This is a genomic window from Roseococcus sp. GW821-FHT12F05 (assembly GCF_058806835.1).
In genome coordinates, this window is the sequence record NZ_JBXAQB010000001.1 from 542534 (window position 1) to 561248 (window position 18715).

Below are 18715 nucleotides of genomic sequence, written 5' to 3' on the forward strand. Positions count from 1 at the left end.
GGCGAGGAAGCCTCAGACCAGCCGCGCCCCGCCATCCACGGCGATGACCTGGCCCGTGCCGTAGGTCTGGCGCATCGCATAGAGATAGGCCTCCGCGACCTCCTCCGGCTCGCCGGCATGACCGACGGGCAGGCTCTCGCCCACCTGCCGGTACAGCGCCTCGCGGTCCGCCTCCGCCATCCCGGCCCAGAGCGGCGACTTCACCACGCCGGGCGAGACGATGTTGACCCGCAGCGGCGCCAGCTCGACGGCCAATGCGCGGGTCAGCCCCTCCATCGCGCCGCAGATGCTGGCGCCCAGCGCCCAGCCGGCGTGTGGCCGGGCGGCGGCGAGGCCGGAGGTGAAGGTGATCGAGCCGCCGGGGCGGATGTGCGGGGCACCGTGCTTCGCCGCGATCAGCGCGCCCCAGTAGCGCAGGCCGAAGAAGCCGCGCGCCGTCTCCAGGTCGGTCGCCGCCAGGGCGCCGAGCTGGAGGCTCTCGCCGGCGGTGAAGACCAGGTGGTCGAACCCGCCGAGATCAGCGAAGAGCGCCGCGACCGCCGCCTCGTCGGCGAGGTCCAGCGCATGGCCTTCCGCCCCGGCGGGCAGGGTGGCCAGGGCTTCGTCCACCCGCGCCTGCCGGCTGGAGGCGATGACGACCGAGGCGCCCTGCCCCGCCGCCGCCTGCGCGACCGCCAGCCCGATGCCCGAGCTGCCGCCCAGCACGACGATCCGCTTGTCCTGTAGGGTCATGGAATGGCTCCGTCCGTAAGAGCGGGGTGACCGGAGGCGCGAAGGCGCCGGAGGTCTGAATCCCGCGGTTCAAGATGACGGGGCGCATATCGTCCCTTGACAGCGATGCCGCCAACGCAGCTTTGTCCATGCCATGATGACAGGAGATCATCATGGGTTTCGACGGACGGTTGCTCGCCGGCATCGGCGTGCTGCAGGCGGTGGTGGAATCCGGCAGCTTCGTGCGTGCCGGCGAGGCGCTGGGCCTGACGCCCTCCGGCGTCAGCCGTGCGGTGGCGCGGCTGGAGGCGCGGGTCGGCGTGCGGCTCTTCGACCGCTCGCCGCGGGCGGTGGCGCTGACCGAGGAGGGCCGCCGCTTCCACGCCCAGGTGGCGCCGCTCCTCGCCGGCATCGAGGAGGCGGCGCAGGACGCCGCCGGCGCCTCGGCCACCGTGCGCGGACGGCTGCGGGTCAATGTCGATCCCTGGATCGCCCGGCTCATCCTCGCGCCGCGGCTGGTGGACTTCCTCGCCGTGCACCCCGCCCTCTCGGTCGAGCTGATCGTCCGCGACACGCTGGGCGACCTCGTGGCCGAGGGCTTCGACGCCGCCATCCGCTTCGGCGAGCCCGAGCGGTCCGGCCTCGTCGCGCGCAAGCTGCTGGAGACGCGCATCCTGGCCTGCGCCGCGCCCGCCTACCTCGCGCGGCACGGCACGCCCCGGCATCCCCGCGACCTCGAATCGCATGAGTGCCTGCTCTACCGCGACCCCGTCACCGGGCGGCCCTTCGACTGGGAGTTCCACCGCGCCGGCGAGATCGTCGAGGTGAACGCGACCGGCCGCGTGGTCACCAACGACCTCGCCTCCAAGCTGGCCGCCTGCGCGGCGGGGCTCGGCATCGCGCAGAGCATCGAGCTGGGACTGGCCGGGATGTTCGCGCGCGGCGAGCTGGTGCAGATCCTGCCGGACTGGGCGGAGGAGCGCTATCCGCTCTACGCCTACCACGTCTCCCGCCACCGGGTGCCGGCCAAGCTGCGCGCCTTCCTGGACTTCGTGGTGGCGAGCGCCGCTTCGTGATTCGGCGCCCCGCCTGATCTGGGCCAGGACAAATCCCCTCGCCGTCCCGGTATCCCCCGATGATAGGCTTCCCGCCGGGGAACGCCGCACTGCAGAAAACGGGGAAGACTCATGCTGCTGATGTCGCCGGGGGAGCCCACCTCCAACCGCAAGCTCGCCTGGCTGGGCGTGGCGCTGCTGGCCTATCTCGCCGTGCTGATGCTGCCGACGCCGGCCGGGCTCACCGAATCGGGCCAGGTGGCGCTGGGGCTGCTGGTCCTGGTCATCATCCTCTGGATCACCGAATGCGTCTCGCCGGCCGCCAGCGCCATCGTGCTGACCGGCATGGCCGTGCTGGGATTGATGGGCAAGCCGCTGACGGCCGGCGCGCGCCCCATGTCCTCGGCCGACGCGCTCAACGTGATGCTGGCGGGCTTCTCCTCCTCCGCCGTGCTGCTGGTGGCCGGCGCGCTCTTTCTGGCCGTGGCGCTGAAGCTCACCGGACTCGACCGGCGGGTGGCGCTGCTGGTGATGTCCAAGGTCGGCATCTCGCCGGCGCGGCTCACCATCGGCGCGATGATCGTGGGCTTCGTGCTGGCGCTCTTCATCCCCTCGGCCACGGCCCGCGTGGGGGCGGTGATCCCGATCATGGCCGGCGTCGTCGCCGCGCTGGGGCTGCCGATCACCAGCAGCCTCGGCGCCACGCTGATGATCGTGACGGCCCAGGCCTGCTCCATCTTCAACATGGCGGTGAAGACGGGCGCGGCCCAGAACCTCATCAGCCTGAACTTCCTGCAGTCGGCCTTCGGCCGCAACGTCGCCTGGGGCGAGTGGTTCGTGACCGCGCTGCCCTTCACCCTGCCGATGAGCATCGTGCTCTTCGTGCTCTCGCTGGTGATGCTGCGCCCGCAGGTGCCGCCCGCCGAGGAGGCCCGCGCGAAGCTGGCGCAGGAGGTGGCCAACCTCGGCCCCGTCACGCCCGCGGAGTGGCGGCTGATGATCGTGGCGCTGCTGCTGCTGGTGCTCTGGTCCACCGAGGGCTGGCTGCATCCGCTCGACACCACCACCACGACGCAGCTCGGCATCGCGCTGCTGCTGATGCCGCGCTTCGGCGTGATGACCTGGGCCCAGGCCGAGAAGCAGGTGCCCTGGGGCACGGTGGTGCTCTTCGCGGCGGGCATCGCGCTCGGCCTGCTGCTCGCCCGCACCGGCGCGGCGACCTGGCTGGCGAATGCGACGCTGGGGCAGCTCGGCCTCGGCGCCATGCCGGTGGTGGCGGTGGTGGGGGCGCTCTCGCTGTTCAGCATCGTGCTGCACCTGGGCTTCGCCTCGGCGACCGGGCTCGCGAGCACGCTGATCCCGATCATGATCGCCTTCAGCCAGACCCTGCCCTTCGGGCCGCAGACCGCCTTCGGCATCGTGATGATCCAGAGCTTCGTCGTCTCCTTCGGCTTCATCCTGCCGACCAACGCGCCGCAGAACATGCTGTGCTACGGCACCGGGGCCTTCAGCACGATCCAGTTCGCGAAGATGGGCACGGTGCTGACGCTGGCGGGGCTGGCGCTGCTCGTGCTGCTCTCCGCGACGGTGTGGCCTTGGATGGGGGTGCTGTAGGTCGAGGGGCTTTGCCCCTCGAGCACCCCAGCAGGAAACTCGGTTTCCTGCACCTTCGATCAGTGAAAGGTGCGTCCCATGACGGATAAGGTCGGCATCATCGGCGCAGGGCTCGTCGGCGCGGCGGCAGGCTACCTGCTGGCGCAGGCGCCGGGCGTGCAGGAGGTCGTGCTGGTCGATCTCGACCATGCGCGCGCGGCCTCCGAGGCGGCGGACATCGCCCATGCCGCGGCCTTCGGCGCCCATGCCCAGGTGAGCGCCGGCGACTACGCCGACCTCGCCGGGGCGCAGGTGGTGGTGATCACCGCCGGCGCCAGCCTCAAGCCCGGCCAGACCCGGCTCGATCTCGCGGTGGCCAATGTGCGCGTCGTCTCCGCCGTGCTGGAGCGCGTGCTGAAGGTGGCGCCCGGGGCGGTGCTGCTCTTCGCCACCAATCCGGTGGACGTCATGCCGGCCGTCGCGGTGCGGCGCTTCGGCGTGCCGCCGGGCCGCGCCATCGGCACCGGCTGCGCGCTGGATTCCGCACGCTTCCGCGTGCGGCTGGCGCAGCATCTCGGCGTCTCCCCCGGCTCCGTCCACGCCAACGTGCTGGGCGAGCACGGCGATTCCGAGGTGATGCACTGGTCGGGCGCGCAGGTCGGCGGCATGCCGCTCACCCGCTTCGCCGAGCAGCTCGGCCAGCCGCTGCCGCCGGAGCTGCGCGCGGCGATCGCCCAGGAGGTCCGCACCTCCGCCTACCGCATCAAGGAGGGCAAGGGCGTCTCCAACTTCGGCATCGGCGGCTGCATCGCGCGGCTGGCGCGCGCCATCACCTCGGACGAGCAGGTGCTGTTCAGCGTCTCCACCTACATGGACGAGCTGCTGGGCGTGACGGAGACCTGCGTCTCGCTGCCGCATGTGCTGGGGGCGAAGGGCGCCTCGCGCCCGGTCCTGCCGGAGCTCGACGCGGCGGAGAAGGAGGCGCTGCGCGGCAGCGCGCTCCTGCTGCGCGACGCCATCCGATCCGGGCTGGAGATGACGGGCGGCTGAGGCCTTTGCCCTGGCGCGGGCTTCGGGCCTCCGGTCGTCCCGCTTAGTTGCAGGACAGCCGAAGCGAGGCCCGCACGGTCTCGTCCGGCGGGGCCGGCTTGAACACGTTGGCGATCGCGACATGGGTCCGCTGTCCCGGCGTCAGCGTCCAGCTTGGCCCCGTGACGAAGTCCTGCGCCATGCGCCCCGAGTAGCTGGCCGTGAAGGTCAACTGCCGCGTCGAGATGCTGCGGATGCCCGCGCTGATGGTGACGAGGTCGCGGCCGCTGCGCGGGTCGCGCGGCACGCGCTGGGTGCCCGTGTCGATGCTGTCGATGGTGAGCAGGCCATTGGCGATGCAGTCCTGGGTCTGCGCGGCGGCGAGGCCGGGCGCGGCGGCCAGCATCAGCAGGGCGGCGAGGGCGGGCAGTCGGGTCATCGCGTGTCTTCCTTTCTGCCGGGAGGATCGCGCGAAGCGGATGAAGCAGCCAGCCGGGGCAGGCCGATGGAATCCATCGGCGCAGCCTATAGGGCGAGATCCGCTGGGGTCGGCACGCCCGCCATCCGGGAGGCATCCTCCCGGACGGCGTTCATCCCCGCGCGGTCGCGCGCGACATCAGATCCCGCGATCGGCCCGGGTCGCGGCCAGGTCGTCCTCGCGGAAGGCGGCGAGGATGGCCGGCACGCCCTCCTGCGGCGCGAAGCCGAGCTTCTTCGCCCGCGTCGCGGCGAACTCCGCCGGCCAGCCGCCGACGATGCCGGCGATCACCGCATCCGGCTCGGACTTCACCAGGGCGCGCTCGGCCGGCGTCAGCGCGGCCAGCATCTCGCCCACGCTCACCGCGAGGCCGGGCGGGTTCACGCCGCGATCGATGCCGAGCGGCGCCGTGTCCATGGTGGCCGCATAGAGGAACCAGTCCACCGCGCGGCGCGGCGAGCAGACCCAGACCCGGAATTCCTCCGGGACCGGCAGCGGCGTCTCCAGCCCGAGCAGCGGCTCGCGGAGGATGGCCGAGACGAAGGAGGAGGCCGCCTTGTTCGGCCGTCCCGGCCGCACGATCACCGTCGGCAGCCGGATGGAGACCAGGTCCATCATCCCGCGGCGCGAGGCGTCGGCCAGCAGGAGCTCGGCGGCCGCCTTCTGCGCGCCGTAGGAATTGCCGGGGACCTGGCGGGCGTCGTCGGGCAGCAGGGCGGACTGGCCGCCGCCGAAGCTGGCGACGCTGGAGGTGAAGAGGACGCGCGGCGGGGCCGAGAGCTTCCGGCAGGCCTCGATGACCGCCAGCGTGCCGTGCAGGTTCACCCGCATGCCCAGGTCGAAATCCGCCTCGGCCGCGGCGCTCACCACGGCGGCGAGGTGGACGACGACATCCGTCCCCTCCGGGATGGCCTTGGACACGTCGGCCACGCTGGCCACGTCGCCGGCGAGGCAGCGCACCGGGAAGGGCGCCTCCAGCGGCGCCGGCTCGGCGAGATCGAAGAGGGTCAGCTCGGCGACAGGCTTGCCGCCGAGGCTGCCCTCCTTCGCCAGACGTTGCGCAAGCTTGCGGCCGAGGAACCCCCCGCCGCCGAGAATCGTGATCTTCATGCCGGCAGATTGCTCCGCGGCGCGTCCGCCGCCAAGTTCCCGGCCCATGACTGATGTCCGTCTCGTCCTGAACCGCAATCCCGGCACGCCGGGGATCACCGTCCTGCCGGAGGGCGGCTACCGCCGCGCCCGTGCCGAGATCACGTCCTGGCCCGGCTATGCGCCGACGCCGCTGCACCGGCTGGATTTTCCCGGCCCGGCCTCGGTCCATTACAAGGACGAGGGCAGCCGCTTCGGCCTCGGCAGCTTCAAGGCGCTGGGCGGGGCCTATGCCGTGCTGAAGCTCATCCAGGCCGAGCTGGCGAAGCGCGGCGTGGCCAACAACGCCTCCGGCGCGGCGCTGGAGGCGGGCGAATACCGAGATGCCGCGCAGCGGATCACCGTCACCTGCGCCACCGACGGCAATCATGGCCGCTCCGTCGCCTGGGGCGCGCAGCGCTTCGGGGCGCGCTGCGTGATCTTCGTCCACCAGCATGTCAGCCAGGGGCGCCGCGACGCCATCGCCCGCTACGGCGCCGAGATCCGCGAGGTCGCCGGCAATTACGACGACAGCGTCCGCGCCGCGCAGCAGACCGCCGAGGCCGAGGGCTGGTTCGTCATCAGCGACACCTCCTATCCCGGCTACACCGAGCCGCCGCGCGACGTGATGCAGGGCTACCGCCTCATGGCCGAGGAGGCGCTGGCCGCCCTGCCCGTGCCGCCCACCCATGTCTTCGTGCCCGGCGGCGTCGGCGGCGTCGCGGCCGCCGTGGCCGTGCAGCTCCGCGCCATGTGCGGAACCGGGCCCCGGCTGGTCATCGCCGAGCCGGAGCGCGCCGCCTGCCTGACCGAAAGCCTCGCGGCCGGAACCTTCACCACCGTGGGAGGCGACCTCGACACCGTCATGGCCGGGCTGGCCTGCGGCGAGCCCTCGCTGCTCGCCTGGCAGGAGCTGGAGCGCAGCGCCTTCGCCTCCATGGCCCTGCCCGATTCCGCCGTGCCCGGCGCCATGCAGGCGCTGGCCGCGCAGAGCATCACGGCCGGGGAAAGCGCCGTCGCCGGCGTCATCGCCCTGGACCGCGCCTGGAGCGATCCCGCCGCCCGCGCAGCGCTCGGCCTGGGACCGGACAGCCGGGTCCTGATCTTCGGCACCGAGGGCGCCACGGACCCGGAGCTCTACAACCTGATGGTGTCGTCCAAATCCCCTTCACGGAACTGACCCATTTGTGTCACATGGACGCAATGACCGGGGCTTAGTCGCCGCGCGTCCATAAACTTCCGGGAGTGTCTTTCATGCTGCGTCGTTCCCTCGGCCAGGCAGCCCTCGCTGTCGCCGCCGCCCCTCTCGCCGCCCCCGCGCTCGCCCAGGGCGGTCCCGTCGAGCTCCAGTTCTGGCACGGCCTCCCGCAACCGCTCGGCGGCCTGCTCGAGAAGATCGTCACCGACTTCAACGCCAGCCAGACGGGCGTGAAGATCACCCCGTCCTTCCGCGGCTCCTATCCGGAGACGATGGTGGCCGCGATCGCCGCTTTCCGCGCCAACCAGGCGCCCAACATCGTGCAGATGTTCGAGGTCGGCACCGGCACCATGATGGCCGCCGGCCGCGCGGTGAAGCCGGTCTACGAGCTGCTGGCCGACACCGGCGTGCAGATCGACTTCAACGACTTCCTCCCCGGCGTGCGCGGCTACTACGCGGCGGCCGACGGGCGGCAGATGTCGATGCCGTTCAACAGCAGCACCTCGGTCGTCTTCTACAACAAGGACATGTTCCGCCGCGCCAACCTGAACCCCGACCAGTTCCCGACGACCTGGGAGGGCGTGGAGCAGGCGATGCGCGCCCTGAAGACGGCGGGCATCGAGACGCCGCTCACCACCTCCTGGCCGACCTGGCTGAACCTCGAGCAGTTCAGCGCCATCCACGACATCCCCTTCGCCTCGCTGGCCAACGGCTTCGGCGGCCTCGGCACCGAGCTGCGGATCAACAACCCGCTGCAGGTCAGGCACATGACCAATCTGCAGGCCTGGGCGCGCGAGGGCCTCTACCGCTACGGCGGCCGCGACAACGCGGCGGACGCGCTGTTCCCCTCGGCCCAGGTGGCGATCACCATGGCCTCCTCCGGCCTGCGCGCGCGCATCACCAACGAGGCGCGGTTCCAGTGGGGCGTCGGCATGCTGCCCTACTACAACGGCACGCCGCGCGCGCCGGGCAACAGCATCATCGGCGGCGCCAGCTTCTGGGCGATGAACAAGGGCCCGCGCGACACGCGCTCGGCCGCCGAGTACAAGGGCGTCGCCGACTTCTACAAGTACATCAGCGGCACCGAGGTCGGCGCCAAGTGGCACACCGACACCGGCTACCTGCCGCTGACCCGCGCCTCCTTCGAGGCGGTGAAGAAGACCGACTACTACCAGCGGAACCCCGGCGCCGACGTGCCGATCGAGCAGATGCTCCGCGGCACGACGAGCGACAACACGCGCGGACTGCGCCTCGGCGGGCTCATCGAGATCCGCAACATCATCCAGGAAGAGATGGAGAAGATGCTGCAGGGCCAGCAGACGGCGGAGCAGGCCATGGCGGCCGGCACGACGCGCGGCAACGTGGTGCTCCGCAACTTCGAGCGCACGAACCGGGGCTGATCCCGCTGCCGGGACGGCCCGACTGTTGTCTCGGAAGGGCCTCGCATGGCAATGCCATGCGAGGTCGGGTCGCTCGGAGGTAGGATGCGGAAGAAGGTGATTTTCAAGGGCACGCTGCTGCCCTACCTGCTGCTGGCGCCGCAGCTCGTCATCACGGCGATCTTCTTCTTCTGGCCCGCCGGGCAGGCCGTCTACCAGTCCTTCCTGCGCGAGGACGCCTTCGGGCTCTCCACCGAATTCGTCGGCTTCGAGAACTTCCTCGACGTGCTGCACGACCAGACCTGGCTCGACGCCGCCGGGCGCACGATCCTCTTCTCCGGCTCCGTCGCGGTGCTGGCGCTGGGCTCGGCGCTCTTCCTCGCCGTGCAGGCCGACAAGCACATCCGCGGCGCCGACGTGTACAAGACGCTGCTGATCTGGCCCTACGCCGTGGCGCCGGCCATCGCGGCGGTGCTGTGGCTCTTCATGTTCCACCCGAACATCGGCCTTTTCGGCCGGATGCTGAACGGCATCGGCATCCCCTGGGACTACCGGCTGAACGGCAGCCAGGCGATGCTGATGGTCATCCTCGCCAGCGCCTGGAAGCAGGTGAGCTACAACTTCATCTTCTTCCTCGCGGGGCTGCAGAGCATCCCGAAATCCGTGCTGGAGGCCGCCGCGATCGACGGCGCCAGGCCTGCCCGGCGCTTCTGGACGATCATCTTCCCGCTGCTCTCGCCGACCGCCTTCTTCCTGCTGGTGGTGAACCTGGTCTACGCCTTCTTCGACACCTTCGGGGTGATCCACAGCCTCACCCATGGCGGGCCGGGCAAGGCGACGGAGACGCTGATCTACCGCGTCTACACGGACGGCGTGATCAACCTGAACCTCGGCTCCAGCTCGGCGCAGAGCGTGATCCTGATGCTGCTGGTGGTGGCGCTGACGGTGATCCAGTTCCGCTATGTCGAGCGGAAGGTGCACTACTGATGTCCGCGTCCGATCGATCGAGCGTCAGCGAGAGCGTGAATCGGCCGCGCAGCAACGTGGTCGATACCGGCATGCTGGCCGAGCGCACCCGCCGCCGGCAGCAGCGCGAGAAGATCGTCACCCACATCTGCCTGCTCGTCGGCATCCTGATCTTCGTCTTCCCGATCTACCTGACGCTGATCGGCTCCACGCATGACGTGAACACCATCGGCCGCGGCGACGTGCCGCTGCTGCCGGGCGCCGAGGCCGCGAACAACTACAGCCAGGCCTGGGGCCTCGGCGGCGGGCGCTACATGCGCGGCGGCGCCGGGCTCATGCTCGCCAACAGCCTGATCATGGCGCTGTGCATCGCCGTCGGGAAGATCGCGATCTCGCTGACCTCGGCCTATGCGGTGGTGTTCTTCCGCTTCCCGCTGCGCATGGTCTTCTTCTGGCTGATCTTCATCACGCTGATGCTGCCGGTCGAGGTGCGCATCATTCCCACCTTCCAGGTGATGGTGGACCTGGCGCTGACCAACACCATGGCCGGCCTCGTGATCCCGCTGATCGCCAGCGCCACGGCGACGCTGCTGTTCCGTCAGTTCTTCCTCACCATCCCCGACGAGTATGTCGAGGCCGCGAAGATCGACGGCGCCGGACCCATCCGCTTCTTCATCGACGTCGTGCTGCCACTGTCGCGCACCAACATCGCGGCGCTCTTCGTGATCCTCTTCATCTACGGCTGGAACCAGTATCTCTGGCCGCTGCTGATCGTGAACGACCGCAGCCTGGAGACGGTCGTCGTCGGCCTGACGAAGATGATCGGCACGGGCGATCAGCAGAACGAGTGGAACGTCATCATGGCGACGGCGGTCCTGGCGCTGCTGCCGCCGGTGGCCGTGGTGGTGCTCATGCAGCGATGGTTCGTGAAGGGCCTGACGGAGACCGAGAAGTAATGGCGACTTTGACTCTCCGGGACGTGAAGAAGTCCTTCGGCGCGACCCACGTCCTGCACGGCGTGAACCTCGACGTTCAGGATGGCGAGATGATCGTCATCGTCGGCGCGTCCGGCTGCGGCAAGTCCACGCTGCTGCGCATCGTCGCCGGGCTGGAGACCGAGACCTCCGGCGAGGTCCTCATCGCCGGGCAGAGCATGAAGGGGCTGGAGCCGGCCGATCGCGACGTCGCGATGGTCTTCCAGAACTATGCGCTCTACCCGCACATGTCGGTCTTCCAGAACATGGCCTACGGCCTGAAGATCCGCCGCATGCCGAAGGACGAGATCCTGCGCCGCGTGGACCAGGCGGCCGCGCTGCTGGGCATCGGCCACCTGCTCCAGCGCAAGCCGCGCGAGCTCTCGGGCGGCCAGCGCCAGCGTGTCGCCATGGGCCGCGCCATCGTGCGCGAGCCCAAGCTCTTCCTCTTCGACGAGCCGCTGTCGAACCTCGACGCCAAGCTGCGGGTGGAGCTGCGCGCGGAAATCCGGCGGCTGCAACGTCGCCTCGGCGTCACCTCGCTCTTCGTCACGCACGACCAGGTGGAGGCCATGACGCTGGGCGACCGCCTCGTCGTGATGAACGCCGGCCGCGCCGCGCAGATCGCGACGCCCATGGAGATCTGGGAACGGCCGGCCGACACCTATGTCGCGGGCTTCATCGGCAGCCCCTCGATGAACCTGCTCCACGCCACGCTGGAGGAGGGTGGCGGCGGCGCGATCCTCGACGCCGGCGGCCTGCGGCTGCCCTTCGCCGACGGTCCGCGCGGGGGCGCAACAGGCAAAAAACTCACCATCGGCGTCCGGCCGGAACATCTGCGCCTCGGCCAGGGCGGGCTCGACGTGCAGGTGGAGCTGGTCGAGCCGCTGGGCGGCGAGAGCGTGCTGCATGGCAAGCTCGCCGACGGCACGCCCCTCACCGCCCGCCTCCCCGGCGCCCGTTACGAGGACGGGCCGATGCAGCTCACCCTGCCGGCCGAATCCCTGCACGTCTTCGACGGTGCATCAGGTAAAAGGATTGAAGCGGGCGGCTGATCCCGGCACGCTCCCGGCAACAAATCCGGGAGCAAACCAACCATGCTACGCCGTCAGGCCCTTGCTTTGGGCGCCCTCGCGCCCTTCGCCGCCTCCGCCCAATCCACCGACTGGCCCTCGCAACCCGTCCGCCTCATCGTGCCCTTCGCCGCCGGCGGGCCGACGGACATCCCCGCGCGGCTCATCGCCGACGAGATGTCGCGCGGGCTGGCCAACCGCCTCGTCGTCGAGAACCGCACGGGCTCGGGCATCATCGTCGGCACGGACATCGTCGCGAAGGCGCCGAAGGACGGGCTGACGGTGCTCTACACCACCATCGGCCACGCCGTGGTGAAGGCGCTCTTCCCGCGCGTGACCTTCGATCCCATCGCGGATTTCGCGCCGGTCGCGCTCGTCGGCAAGGTGCCGATGATCATGATGGTGAACAAGGATTTCCCCGCGCGCACGCTGCCGGAGTTCATCGCGCTCGTCCGCGCCAATCCCGGCAAGTACGACTATGCCAGCAGCGGCAATGGCGGCGCCGTGCATCTCGCCACCGAGCTCTTCCTGCACATGGCCGGCGGGCTGCGGATGAACCACATCGCCTTCCGCGGCAGCGCGCCGGCCATGCCGGACCTGCTGGCCGGGCGCATCCCCATGCTCATCGACGTGGCGGCGGGCGCGATCCCCATCATCCAGCGCGGCGACCTGCGGCCGCTCGCCATCTCCACGCGCGAGCGCAGCCCGCTGGTGCCCGACCTGCCCACCTTCATCGAGGGCGGCGTGCCGGACTACGAGGCCTACACCTGGCACATGCTGCTGGTGCCCTCGGGCACGCCTGCGCCGGTCATCACCGCGATCAACGCCGCGGCGAACCGCGCGCTGGAGGTGGATGCCCTGCGCAACCGCCTCACGGAGATGACGGTGGAGGTCGTGCGCGGCAGCACGCCGGACAGCGCGGCCGCCTTCCTCGCGGCGGAGATCGCGAAGTGGGAACCGGTGATCGCGGCGGCCGGAATCAAGATCGACTAGGCCGTTGTTGGCGTGTGATTCAGACCTCCGGCGCCTTCGCGCCTTCGGTCATCACGCTTTAGATCGCCGCCGCCCTCAGCCTGAGCTGCCGGTGAGCGGTGCGGAAGCTCACCATCCGGCCCCCTTCCTCGTCCCAGAGGGCGAAGAAGGGCGCGCCCAGGGCGCCCAGGATTCCCAGCGTCGGCACCGCCTGCAATTCGGGAATGGCGCGGTGGCACTGCGGCAGCCGGTAGTTCGGGACGCGCGGATTGAGGTGATGGATGTGGTGGAAGCCGATATTGCCGGTGGCCCATTGCAGGATCGCCGGCAGCTTCAGATAGGACGATCCGCGGAGCGCCGCCGCGCGCGGATCCCACGCCGCATCCCGCTGCCACAGGGCCTCCTCGAAGCGGTGCTGGACGGCGAAGAGCCAGGCGCCGGCGATGGCGGCCATCATGATGATGGGCAGGTGGATCAGCAGCACCCGCTCGAAGCCGAAGGCGAGCCCGAGCCCCAGGAACAGGGTCGCGAGGCCGGCATTCGTGGCATGGACCGACCACCTCTCGCGGCGCCAGCGGCGCGGGGTGTCGAAAGGCACGCGGTAGAGGAGGAGGAAGACGAAGGGCGGCAGGAGCAGGCCGGTCACCACGGGATGATGGGTCAGCCGGTAGAGGGCGCGGCGCCAGGGCGAGAGCGCCTCGTATTCCAGGAGGGTCATCGCGTTCGAATAGAGATCGGCATTCTCGCGCCGGTCGAGGTTGTTCCAGACCGCGTGATGGCCCGCATGCTGGCGGCGCCAGTTGGCATAGGGCGTGAAGGTGATCATCCCGCAGAAGCGGCCGAGCATCGCATTGGCCCGTTGCGACGCGAGGAAGGAACCGTGGCCGCAATCGTGCTGGATGATGAAGAGCCGCACGACGAAGCCGGCGGCGAGCACCGCCAGCCCCAGCGTCAGCCAGTAGGACAGCCCGAAGGTGGCGTACATGACCCCGCAGACCGCGAGAAAGCCGCCCAGCGACGAGGCCATCTGCCACACCGCCCGGGACGCGCTGGGGTTCTGGAAACCGGCCACGGCCGCCTTGAGGCGGCCGTCGATTTCCGAGAGGCCACGGCTTCGTGGCGCCGTGGCCGGGCCGGCCGCTTGTTTGTCCGGTTCGCCGAGGGGGCTCATGTCTTCTCCATAAGCCGGTCGACCATGCCCGGGGTTCAGCCGAGCACGTCTGCGACGATCTGACGCAACTCCTCGGGCGTGAGCTCGGCGGGGCCTGCGTCGTGGGTGGGGGGCGGGCTATTCGATGCGGCGGCGTTCATGGTCCCGACCGGCAGCTGCCGCGACGGCCGGGTGGGGAAACGATTTTGATGGATGTTTTGCACTGAAGAATCCGGAGCGCCCGGAAGGCTACTCGATGAATTGAGGGGGTCGGCGTCGGCCCCGGTCCGGGGCGCTCGCCAACCACGAGAGATTGAGCGAGGAGCGATTCAAGGCGGCTCACATGGCTGCGCGAGCCGACGAATATCTTCGACGACATTGCCGATATGGGGCTTGAGGGCAGGCCTTTAAAGCCGGCCCCCTCGGATAAAACGGAAATTGCTCAGACGGCGGCGAGGGCCGGAGCTCCCGCCCCTACCTCACAAAGCCTGAAGCCGGTCGTACTGCGCACGCGTCCAGCCCACGCCCTCGTTGTGCAGCGGCGTGCAGGCGGCGCGGAAGGCCGCGCGGTCCGGCTCCTGCACCGTCTTGCCCTGGCCGCGGAACCAGCCGGCGAGCTCCTGCTCCTGGCTGCGGATGGTGGCGCCGGAGCGGTCGGCGGCCTGCTTCAGCACCTCCTGGAAGACCCCGCGGTCCGGCTCCGAGAGCCGCCGCCAGGCCGCGTTGCTCACGATCGTCAGCAGGCTCTCCGTGATGTGGCCGGTCAGGCTGATATGGCTCTGCACCTCGTAGAACTTCTTCGCCTGGATGGTGGGCAGCGGGTTCTCCTGCGCATCCACCGTGCCGGTCTGCAGCGCGAGATACACCTCGGCGAAGGCCAGCGGCGTCGCGTTGGCGCCCACCGCGCGCGTGAACATCAGGAAGGAGGGCGCCTGCGGCACGCGCAGCTTCAGCCCGCGCATGTCGGAGGGCTGCATGATGCTGCGGTTCGCCGTCACGTGCCGGTCGCCGTAATAGGTCAGCGCCAGGGCGTGGTGGTTGGTCTGCCGGTCGTAGCCGGCCACCAGCTCGCGATGCAGGTCCGAGGCGCGGTACTTCTGGAAGTGGTCGTAGTCGCGCAGCATGTAGGGCGCGTGCGAGATCGAGATCGGCCGGTAGCTCGCCCCCGCGAAGGCCACGCCCGTGTAGATGATGTCCACGGTGCCGAGGGTGAGCCCCTGGTTGATCTGCGGCTCGTTGCCCAGCGCCGAGGCGGCGAAGACCTCGATGTTCCAGCGGCCGTTGGTGCGCTGCGCGATCTCGCGCGCCGCCCATTGCGCCTCGGTGTGGTAGGGCTCGTTGACCTCGTAGACATGCGCCCAGCGCAGCCGCGTGCCCTGCGCGACGGCGGGGTTGCTGACGAAGGGCGCGGACAGGGAAGCGGCACCGAGGCCGAGCCCCAGCGTACGGCGGCGGATCATGAACGTGGTCTCCCGGGACTTTTGGTTTTGTGGACGTCATGCTGCGGTTAATCGCCGCCCTTCCGCAACAAGGAAACGCGCGGCAGGATGAACCTCGGCGCGGCCGATTCACGCCGCGGGCCGAAGAAGCCCGCGACGATCGGACGCCAAGGGAGACAACGAGCCATGGATACGATCGCGGAAGCACCCGTCATCCGTCTGCATGCCGAGGACGGCGTGGTCATCGCCCGACGCACCCTGCCGCCCGGCACCCCGGTCGCCCCCAACGTCGTCGCGCGCGCCCGCATCCCCGCCGGACACAAGGTCGCCGTGACGGGGCACGCCCCCGGGCAGGAGATCCGCCGCTACGGCCAGATCATCGGCTTCGCCACGCAGCCCATCGCGCCCGGCGAATGGGTGCACACGCAGAACTGCGCCATGGGCGATTTTTCGCGCGACTACGCCTGGGGCGTGGACGCCAAGCCCACCCTGACCGAGCCGGTCCCCGCGCAGTTCCAGGGCATCCGCCGCGCCGACGGGCGGGTCGCGACACGGAACTACATCGGCATCATCACCTCCGTGAACTGCTCGGCGCATGTGGCCGACCTCATCGCGCGCAGCTTCACCAAGAACCCCTTCGTGGACGGCCCCGATCCCCTGGCCGGCACGCCCATGGTCGACGGCGTCGTCGCGCTCACCCACAAGACCGGCTGCGGCATGACGGAGGGCGAGCCGCTGCGCGTGCTGCGCCGCGTGCTCGCCGGCTTCGCGCGGCATCCCAACTTCTCCCACGTCATCGCGATCGGGCTGGGCTGCGAGGTGAACCAGCTCGGCGGGCTGCTGGAGGAGCAGCGCCTCGCGGGGCGGCTGCGCACGCTCAACATCCAGGAGAGCGGCGGCACGCGGAAGACGGTCGAGGCCGGGATCGACTTCGTGCGCGAGGTGCTGGCGGAATCCAACCAGGCCCGTCGCGAGCCGGTGCCGGCGAGCGAGCTCGTCGTGGCGCTGCAATGCGGCGGCTCGGACGGGTATTCGGGCATCACCGCCAATCCGGCGCTGGGCGCGGCCAGCGACCTGGTGGTGCGGCACGGCGGCACGGTGATCCTCAGCGAATCGCCCGAGACCTACGGCGCCGAGCACCTGCTGACGCGCCGCGCGGTGTCGCAGGAGGTCGGCCAGAAGCTCGTGGACGTGATGCATTGGTGGGAGGACTACACGGCGCGCGAGGGGGCGGAGATGAACGCCAACCCCTCGCCGGGGAACAAGGCGGGCGGGCTGACGACGATCCTGGAGAAGTCGCTGGGCGCGATGGCGAAGGCGGGGACGACGAACCTCGTGGACGTGCTGCGCTATGCCGAGGCTATCAGCCGGCGCGGCTTCGTCTTCATGGACACGCCGGGCTACGACCCCGTGGGCGCGACGGGCCAGGTGGCCGGGGGCGCGAACCTGATGTGCTTCACCACGGGGCGCGGGAGCGTGTTCGGCTGCAAGCCGGCGCCGTCGCTGAAGCTGGCGACGAACACGGCGATGTTCTCCCATATGGAGGAGGACATGGACATCAATTGCGGGACGGTGCTGGACGGGACGGAGAGCGTGCAGGAGTGCGGGGCTCGGATTTTCGGGCACATGCTGGCGACGGCGAGCGGGGAGCCGACGAAGAGCGAGCGGCTGGGGTTCGGAGATGCGGAGTTTGCGCCTTGGGTTTTGGGAGCAACGATGTGAATAAATTTATTGTTATTCTCCCTTAAAAAAGGTATCGAGTTGAAATAATAGGTCTTTCCAATCATCGTCAAGGGCCGACATCTCTATTCTTTCGATAATCATTGCACTCGTAACGGCCCTAAATTTCCTTGTTTGCAGCAATTCATTTAATTTACTCAAAACTTCCTTTCCCGGTGAAACCCTAATGCGCTGAGATCGATCCGGCCATATTTTATCGAATCGAGACGCTACTTCTTTAGTGACAGTACTACTGTCGATACCAGGGGTAGCCCTTCTTCTAAATTCGATTTCTTTGCCTACCATTTGTGAAAATGTTTGAATTCGCGTACTTTCAATAGCCTGATCAAATATTTCCAAAAACTCATCAAAAGACATGTCCGAACCATCCACACTGCGGCCCTGTAAGGCTTTGTACATGGCTGCTGGATCCAGTAGATAATTCTCTATTTCTTTTCGCCCCAAAACATAGCATCGAATTTTTGTTTCTTCAACTTCATTTATAAATTCTTCAATATGTTTTTGTGGGCGATAATCACGATCGAATAAGCAGAGACTTTCGACCTCCAGATCCAATATTTCCTTTAAAGCCCATGCGGCATTTATAGCCTTCCGCCATTCAGAAAACCCACCTAATTGAATAATAGGTGTGCTTTGCGGGTCTGATAAATTGTTAAAAGAAAATCTTTTAGCAAACCTTCGTAAAAGATTTCCGTCCAATCCTTCAACAAATAAAATGCGCCGAGCTCTTGCAATTCTTGCAAAATCGGAATTGCTAGTAGAGCCAAGATATCTATATAGACTATCGAATTCTTTTTCTGTATTTATTCGTTTTCCTTGTTGATATTGCTTACTTACAGATATAATTTCCTGACGCTCAGCCTCCTCAATAATTTCGACAGCGTGGGTAGCCATAAAAAATTGCCTAAATCTCTGCTTTATTAGACGCAAAAGGCGTCTTTGTAAATCTGGATGTAAATATACATCAGGCTCGTCAATAATTAACACAGAATCATCATCACCTCTTCGGAGATGGGTCAGTATTTGTAGCCATACCTGAAATCCAAATCCAGCCCATTGAACTTCTCGATCTCGTTTATCTTCAGTATAAAACATAGTAATTATTCGACTTAGGGGATTAGGCCTTTCAGGAGCCTGAATTTTAATGCCAGACCATGCGGTTTCTACGTCAGCTTTAAAGGATTCGAATTCATCCGATGGGCGCCTAAACCAAATATTTCGAAGCACTCTACTGGCAAGTCTAGTCGATGAATTTTTCTGAACTGTTTCATCCTGGACGTATGGTTCATCCATCTCAAGAGGAGCCAAGGTAGGTATAACTACGAAATTTATCGGAAAGGCCTGCCGAAATTTTTTCCCTTCCTTTGTTAAGGTCCCCGGGCAATCTAAATAGTATCGCGTTACTCTATCTGGATGAAGTAATATAAAGTTTTTTGTGTTATTTACGTGTTCTACCTCTATAATGGCATCCGCGTCGGAGTAATTGTAGGTTATATTAGCCAAAGAGACGGGCATATAGCTATCAGGAACTTCGTATCCGCTAAACACTCCTTGGCCTGGCAAATCTATGATGGTGGGTTTTTTACTGCGTGAATATCTTACACAAGCGTCAAATATACGCAAAGCATCTAATATCGACGATTTTCCGGCATTATTCGGGCCAACTAAGATATTTCCGGCACCAATCCGCAAATAAAAGGATTGAAATTTGCGAAAATTCTTAAGTCGAAGGCTTTTTAGCACCGTATTCACCCTTATCGCGGGCTGCTAGAATATCTCGTCGACGCCGAGTCGCATCAAGCAACTAAACAACTATCGTACTCAGAGGTA

Annotated in this window: 16 protein-coding genes; 10 read left to right on the plus strand and 6 right to left on the minus strand. The window is 67.1% G+C overall.

Annotated features, from left to right (window positions below):
* Positions 1-12: 12 nt before the first annotated feature.
* Positions 13-732 (minus strand): SDR family oxidoreductase, encoded by a 720-nt coding sequence (locus AC1ROY_RS02755; RefSeq protein WP_493146911.1) that lies wholly within the window; start codon positions 730-732, stop codon positions 13-15.
* Positions 733-884: 152 nt separating this feature from the next.
* Between AC1ROY_RS02755 and AC1ROY_RS02760 the strand changes: the two genes are divergently transcribed.
* The 3 genes from AC1ROY_RS02760 (at position 885) to AC1ROY_RS02770 (ending at position 4409) form a co-directional block, all read left to right on the plus strand.
* The gene (locus tag AC1ROY_RS02760; protein ID WP_493146913.1) at positions 885-1787 is read left to right on the plus strand and encodes a LysR family transcriptional regulator; all 903 of its coding nucleotides are present in this window, start codon (positions 885-887) and stop codon (positions 1785-1787) included.
* Positions 1788-1898: 111 nt separating this feature from the next.
* Positions 1899-3380 carry a DASS family sodium-coupled anion symporter gene (locus AC1ROY_RS02765; RefSeq protein ID WP_493146915.1) on the plus strand — a complete coding sequence of 494 codons (1482 nt, stop codon included), beginning with the start codon at positions 1899-1901 and terminating at the stop codon, positions 3378-3380.
* A 78-nt stretch (positions 3381-3458) separates the two neighbouring features.
* Positions 3459-4409: a lactate/malate family dehydrogenase gene (locus tag AC1ROY_RS02770; RefSeq protein WP_493146916.1), complete on the plus strand. Its 951-nt coding sequence runs from the start codon at positions 3459-3461 to the stop codon at positions 4407-4409.
* 43 nt (positions 4410-4452) lie between these two features.
* Here the strand turns inward: AC1ROY_RS02770 and AC1ROY_RS02775 are convergent, their stop codons facing one another.
* Both AC1ROY_RS02775 and denD read right to left on the minus strand, forming a co-directional pair.
* Complete coding sequence (locus tag AC1ROY_RS02775) at positions 4453-4827, minus strand: hypothetical protein (protein ID WP_493146918.1); 375 nt, start codon at positions 4825-4827, stop codon at positions 4453-4455.
* Positions 4828-5004: 177 nt separating this feature from the next.
* Positions 5005-5976: a D-erythronate dehydrogenase gene (gene denD / locus AC1ROY_RS02780; RefSeq protein ID WP_493146919.1), complete on the minus strand. Its 972-nt coding sequence runs from the start codon at positions 5974-5976 to the stop codon at positions 5005-5007.
* 46 nt (positions 5977-6022) lie between these two features.
* On the opposite strand from denD, the gene AC1ROY_RS02785 reads away from it, so the two are divergent.
* From AC1ROY_RS02785 to AC1ROY_RS02810, 6 genes are all read left to right on the plus strand, one after another.
* On the plus strand, positions 6023-7174 hold the full coding sequence (locus tag AC1ROY_RS02785) for a diaminopropionate ammonia-lyase (protein WP_493146921.1): 1152 nt from the start codon (positions 6023-6025) through the stop codon (positions 7172-7174).
* A 74-nt stretch (positions 7175-7248) separates the two neighbouring features.
* On the plus strand, positions 7249-8592 hold the full coding sequence (gene ugpB / locus AC1ROY_RS02790) for a sn-glycerol-3-phosphate ABC transporter substrate-binding protein UgpB (protein ID WP_493146922.1): 1344 nt from the start codon (positions 7249-7251) through the stop codon (positions 8590-8592).
* A gap of 84 nt (positions 8593-8676) precedes the next feature.
* Entirely contained in the window at positions 8677-9558 is an 882-nt protein-coding gene (gene ugpA / locus AC1ROY_RS02795) for a sn-glycerol-3-phosphate ABC transporter permease UgpA (protein WP_493146925.1), read from the plus strand.
* Complete coding sequence (gene ugpE, locus AC1ROY_RS02800) at positions 9558-10493, plus strand: sn-glycerol-3-phosphate ABC transporter permease UgpE (RefSeq protein WP_493146926.1); 936 nt, start codon at positions 9558-9560, stop codon at positions 10491-10493. Before ugpA ends, ugpE begins: the two co-directional genes overlap by 1 nt.
* Positions 10493-11566, plus strand: a complete 1074-nt coding sequence (gene ugpC, locus AC1ROY_RS02805) for a sn-glycerol-3-phosphate ABC transporter ATP-binding protein UgpC (RefSeq protein WP_493146928.1) — start codon at positions 10493-10495, stop codon at positions 11564-11566. Before ugpE ends, ugpC begins: the two co-directional genes overlap by 1 nt.
* Before the next feature lie 42 nt (positions 11567-11608).
* The gene (locus AC1ROY_RS02810) at positions 11609-12577 is read left to right on the plus strand and encodes a Bug family tripartite tricarboxylate transporter substrate binding protein (RefSeq protein ID WP_493146930.1); all 969 of its coding nucleotides are present in this window, start codon (positions 11609-11611) and stop codon (positions 12575-12577) included.
* Positions 12578-12635: 58 nt separating this feature from the next.
* On the opposite strand, the gene AC1ROY_RS02815 is transcribed toward AC1ROY_RS02810, so the two are convergent.
* Both AC1ROY_RS02815 and AC1ROY_RS02820 read right to left on the minus strand, forming a co-directional pair.
* Positions 12636-13727, minus strand: a complete 1092-nt coding sequence (locus AC1ROY_RS02815; RefSeq protein WP_493146932.1) for a fatty acid desaturase family protein — start codon at positions 13725-13727, stop codon at positions 12636-12638.
* Between the two features lie 458 nt (positions 13728-14185).
* Positions 14186-15166, minus strand: a complete 981-nt coding sequence (locus tag AC1ROY_RS02820; RefSeq protein ID WP_493146933.1) for a sialic acid TRAP transporter substrate-binding protein SiaP — start codon at positions 15164-15166, stop codon at positions 14186-14188.
* Between the two features lie 165 nt (positions 15167-15331).
* Here AC1ROY_RS02820 and AC1ROY_RS02825 point away from each other — a divergent pair, with 165 nt between their 5' ends.
* The gene (locus tag AC1ROY_RS02825) at positions 15332-16867 is read left to right on the plus strand and encodes a UxaA family hydrolase (RefSeq protein WP_493146935.1); all 1536 of its coding nucleotides are present in this window, start codon (positions 15332-15334) and stop codon (positions 16865-16867) included.
* Positions 16868-16879: 12 nt separating this feature from the next.
* Here the strand turns inward: AC1ROY_RS02825 and AC1ROY_RS02830 are convergent, their stop codons facing one another.
* Complete coding sequence (locus AC1ROY_RS02830; protein ID WP_493146936.1) at positions 16880-18628, minus strand: ATP-dependent nuclease; 1749 nt, start codon at positions 18626-18628, stop codon at positions 16880-16882.
* Between the last annotated feature and the right edge of the window lie 87 nt (positions 18629-18715).